Source organism: Microvirga sp. P4_G7, assembly GCF_056401005.1.
Window position 1 is genome coordinate 1 of the sequence record NZ_JBFUKD010000348.1, and the last position, 3,810, is coordinate 3,810.

Consider the following 3,810-nt stretch of genomic DNA (forward strand, 5'->3'; position numbering starts at 1 on the left):
CCCTTTAAAATGTCGGACCCACCTCCACCCTCCATCGTATCGGCAATATCACTTCCAGTGACCGTATCCTCGCCGAGCCCCGCGTTGACAAACAGGCCTTGAATGATGGAGCCAGCCGCTGTGAAATGATCGGAGAATGTCGAGCCTATGAATTTTTCTATCCCCGAGTAGGTATCCAAATATTCGTTCATGTCCAAACCGGTATTCTGCTGGACGTATCCATTTATCCCGTAGCGGCTATAATAGAGATCAGCGACACCTAGATTAACCAAGACACCATAAGATCTTGGCGTTTCGACACTGTAGTCGATGGTATCGAAACCGGACCCACCAACGAAGGTATCCCTTCCTCCGCCGCCGACCATGATGTCATTATTGGCACCGCCATCGATTGAGTCTTCAAACGCAGAGCCATAGATGGTGTCATCTCCAGCAAGGCCGCGAATATCGTAAATTCCATCACTGAGGTATTGCGCATTTCGCGCGTCGATGAAATTGGTGCCAGCTGTATCGAAAATGGGCTGCGTGAAGCTGTAGAAGGGGTGGACTTCACCGCCCGTTAGACCGAATTCCACCCGTTCATCAATCGCGCGCTTCTCCTCCGGCCTAGCGGAATTATTGGCATTCGCTTTCAGCATCGCGGCATCGTGGAAGGGCGGCGAGTTGTCAGATACACGAAGCGAGCGGGTGCCTCCAGTCGGTAGCGCTTGCAAGTGGCCAGGTTGTACGTCCTGCGCGTCGTCCTCCTCAAACATCCCCTCGAGCATTTCCTCGACGGTTCTCATCCGCTCGATTGCCGGGCCTTGTTCCAATCCGATGGCGTTCAGTGTTGCGAGATCTTCGGCGACGACCAACTTTTCTACCGGGGGCGTCACCGCCGCTTCCGCGCTGTCGTGCCGATCGCCGGAATTGCTGTGCTTATCTGAGGTTGCATAGGCATCCTCTTCCAATGCGGTGTGGAGAGCCTCTGGGTTGGTGTATTCAGATGAAGAAGCCATCGCGATTCCCCTGCAACTAATAATTGAGCCAATCAAAGCTTTGGCACAGCAACATTGATGTAACATTATATTCATACATTTTGCAATCCTTCCGTCATGTTGTTACACATTGAATCGCGCGCCGCCTCTGCGGCCCGGCGCCAAACGCCTCGGTGAAAGAATTCGCCCTGTGACTATTTTCTGGGCGCGAGGTTTCTTTGCGTCAGGTGCGCACGGCGGATCGCGTGGTGAAGCGCGGTCGCGCACGCCCTTCCCTTCTCGCCATCCGCGTTGCGGAAAACACCGACATCGAATGCGTCGGCGCGCGGTCATCGAGCGTCGGCACGGCGCCGAACGTCGTGTGGCGCAATGTGCGCATCACCAGTTGCGTTGCGGATACGAAAGCGCTAAGCCTGCCTCATTCGACAGGGGTGCTCCGTAATGCCGGGGCTGAGATGTCGGCGCGATGCCGACGGACCCTCAAGCTGATCTGGATAATACCAGCGGAGCGAGGCGACGATGTTTTCAGGTGCGCAGGTTTCTCTCTACCCGATGGCCGACGATTTCGTCGGGATCATCCTTCGCGCGTTGAACGCGCTCGATCCTTACAGACCGCGTTTCCGGATCGAGACGGACGACGTGTCGACGCTTCTCGTCGGCCCTCCCGAAGAACTCTTTCCCGCCATGCGCGACCTCTTCGTCGCGGCAGCGCGGAGCGGCAGCCATTGCGTGCTCGCCGCCACCGTGTCGCGCGGCTGCCCCGGCGAACCCGACGATCCGATCTGCACGCCGATCAGCGGGACCGGGCATGAGCAGCCGCTCCACGCTCGCATCGCCGCCGCGATCGAACGAGCCTCCGCGGCTGAACGAACGGGAGTGTCCATCGCCGCCCAGTTCTCGCTCTATCCGCTCGGCAACGGGCATCACATGGACGAGATCTACGGCTGCATCGATTTCCTCAAGCGATCGGGCGTGTTCGACCGCTCGAAGAATTTCTGCACGAAGCTGCGCGGCGATGCGGGGCCGGTTTTCGCCACGCTGAGCGAAGCCTTCCTGCGGTTCGGATCGCCCGCCGGGCACGTGGCGCTCGATCTCAAGGCCTCGGCCAACAGCCCCACACGCATCTAACCCTGTCGCCTTTCCACATTAGGAGAATCCCATGTCTCACGGACGTCGCTGGACGCTGAGGGAAACATTGATCGTGACCGTTCTCGGCGCGGTCTTCGCAGTCCTCTATCTCGGTTGGGTGCAGGTCTGGCTGATCGCACAAGCCGTCTTCGGATCATTGACCATGGACGTGGTGATGGGCTTCTGGTTCATCGCCTCCATCGTCGCGGCGGCGATCATTCGAAAGCCCGGCGTCGCCTTCGCGGCGGAAGTGCTCACGGCCGTGGTCCAGATCCTGCTCGGCAGCCCGGCCGGATTGCTGCTCCTCGTCACGGGAGCCGTCCAAGGGGCGGGTGCCGAAGCCGTGTTCGCCGCAACCCGCTGGCGGAACTACTCGCTGCCCGTGTTGATGGCAGCGGGCGTCGGCGCGGCGGTGTTCTCGTTCGCCTATACCTGGGTGCGGTTCGATTACGGCGCCCTGCAGCCGACGATTCTCATAGCGATGTTCGCCCTGCGGTGCGCGAGCGGCGCGCTCCTCGGCGGGTTGCTCGGACATATCATCGTGAAGGCGCTCTACAAGACGGGTGCTCTGGCCGGCCTCGCCATCGATCATGACATCCGCACAGCGACCGCATGACGGTACTCCCGCTGCGGAATGGCGAGGCGTCACGGTTCGTTATCCCTTCGCGTCCGGCGACGCGGTCGGGCCGGTCGACATCACCATCGGACGCGGCGAGCGGGTTCTGCTGCTCGGCGCATCCGGCGCGGGCAAATCCACACTGCTCCTGACATTGACGGGGCTCGTTCCGGAGAGCATCCCGGCGACACGCAGCGGCACGGTTCTGATCGGCGGCGTCGATATCGGCACGCGGCGCCCCGCCGAATGGGCGGCCGCCGTCGCCCAGTATTTCCAGGACGCGGACCAGACGCTGTGCGGCATGCGGGTCGAGGACGAGATCGCCTTCCCGCTCGAGAACCGCGCGAAGCCGCTGGCCGTGATCGACGAGGTCGTAACGGCCGTCATGAGGCAGGTCGGGTTGCCTGAAAGTTGGCGCAAACGCCGTTCCATGGCCTTGTCGGGCGGCGAAAAGCAGCTCGTGGCACTCGCCGCGACGCTGGCGCAGGACGCGCCGCTCTTCGTCGCCGATGAGCCCACGGCACATCTCGCGCCCCAGGCGACCGAGCGCCTCCATGCCCTTCTCACCGGCGCACGCGACAAGAGCATCCTCGTCGTCGATCATCGCCTCGACGGATTGATCGCATCCATGGACCGCGTGATCGTGCTGGGGGCCGATGGAGCGATTGTCGCCGATGGGCCTCCGCGTGAGGTGTTTCGCGAACGGGGGGCGGAACTGTCGGCGCTCGGCATCTGGCGGCCGGCGGCTATGGTCCTCGACGGGTTATTGCGGGCGGCTGGCGCCCCACCCCCGCTGTCGCCCTTGTCGATCGGCGAAGCGCTCGGCCATCTCGACCCGCATTCCGCTTCGCCCGCTCTCATTGCGTCAGCGCGGCCGGCCGTCGAACGGTTTGTCGCGGATTGCTTGCCACGCGGCCGTCGCGAACCGGCAGAGAAGCCCGTCGTGGCGGAGCTCTTCAACGCGGATTGCGCGCCGCTCCACGCTCCGATCGTTCTGCGCGATATCGACCTTGCGATCCATGAGGGCGAAGTCCTCGGCATTCTGGGCGCCAACGGAGCCGGAAAGTCGACCCTCGGGCTGTGCCTATC

Annotated in this window: 3 protein-coding genes, 1 pseudogene and 1 riboswitch; of the genes and pseudogenes, 3 read left to right on the top strand and 1 reads right to left on the bottom strand. The window is 62.1% G+C overall.

The genetic code is table 11. The annotated features are described in order from the left end of the window. Window positions 1-998 (bottom strand): annotated as a pseudogene (locus AC1DT3_RS14285) (hypothetical protein); the annotation flags it as partial. 396 nt (window positions 999-1,394) lie between these two features. Then, window positions 1,395-1,506, top strand: a riboswitch (TPP riboswitch). Here AC1DT3_RS14285 and AC1DT3_RS14290 point away from each other — a divergent pair. The 3 genes from AC1DT3_RS14290 to AC1DT3_RS14300 all read left to right on the top strand — a co-directional run. Continuing rightward, window positions 1,497-2,105: a YkoF family thiamine/hydroxymethylpyrimidine-binding protein gene (locus AC1DT3_RS14290; protein ID WP_477465912.1), complete on the top strand. Its 609-nt coding sequence runs from the start codon at window positions 1,497-1,499 to the stop codon at window positions 2,103-2,105. It overlaps the preceding riboswitch by 10 nt. A 31-nt stretch (window positions 2,106-2,136) precedes the next feature. Next, entirely contained in the window at window positions 2,137-2,721 is a 585-nt protein-coding gene (locus tag AC1DT3_RS14295) for an ECF transporter S component (RefSeq protein WP_477465913.1), read from the top strand. Next, the coding region (locus tag AC1DT3_RS14300; protein WP_477465914.1) for an ATP-binding cassette domain-containing protein at window positions 2,696-3,810 on the top strand (1,115 nt) is incomplete at its 3' end. The genes AC1DT3_RS14295 and AC1DT3_RS14300, both read left to right, overlap by 26 nt.

Excerpts from the sequence above, each read along its gene's own strand:
- AC1DT3_RS14290 (WP_477465912.1), top strand. The coding sequence starts at position 1,497 with ATGTTTTCAGGTGCGCAGGTTTCTCTCTACCCGATGGCCGACGATTTC.
- AC1DT3_RS14295 (WP_477465913.1), top strand. The coding sequence starts at position 2,137 with ATGTCTCACGGACGTCGCTGGACGCTGAGGGAAACATTGATCGTGACC.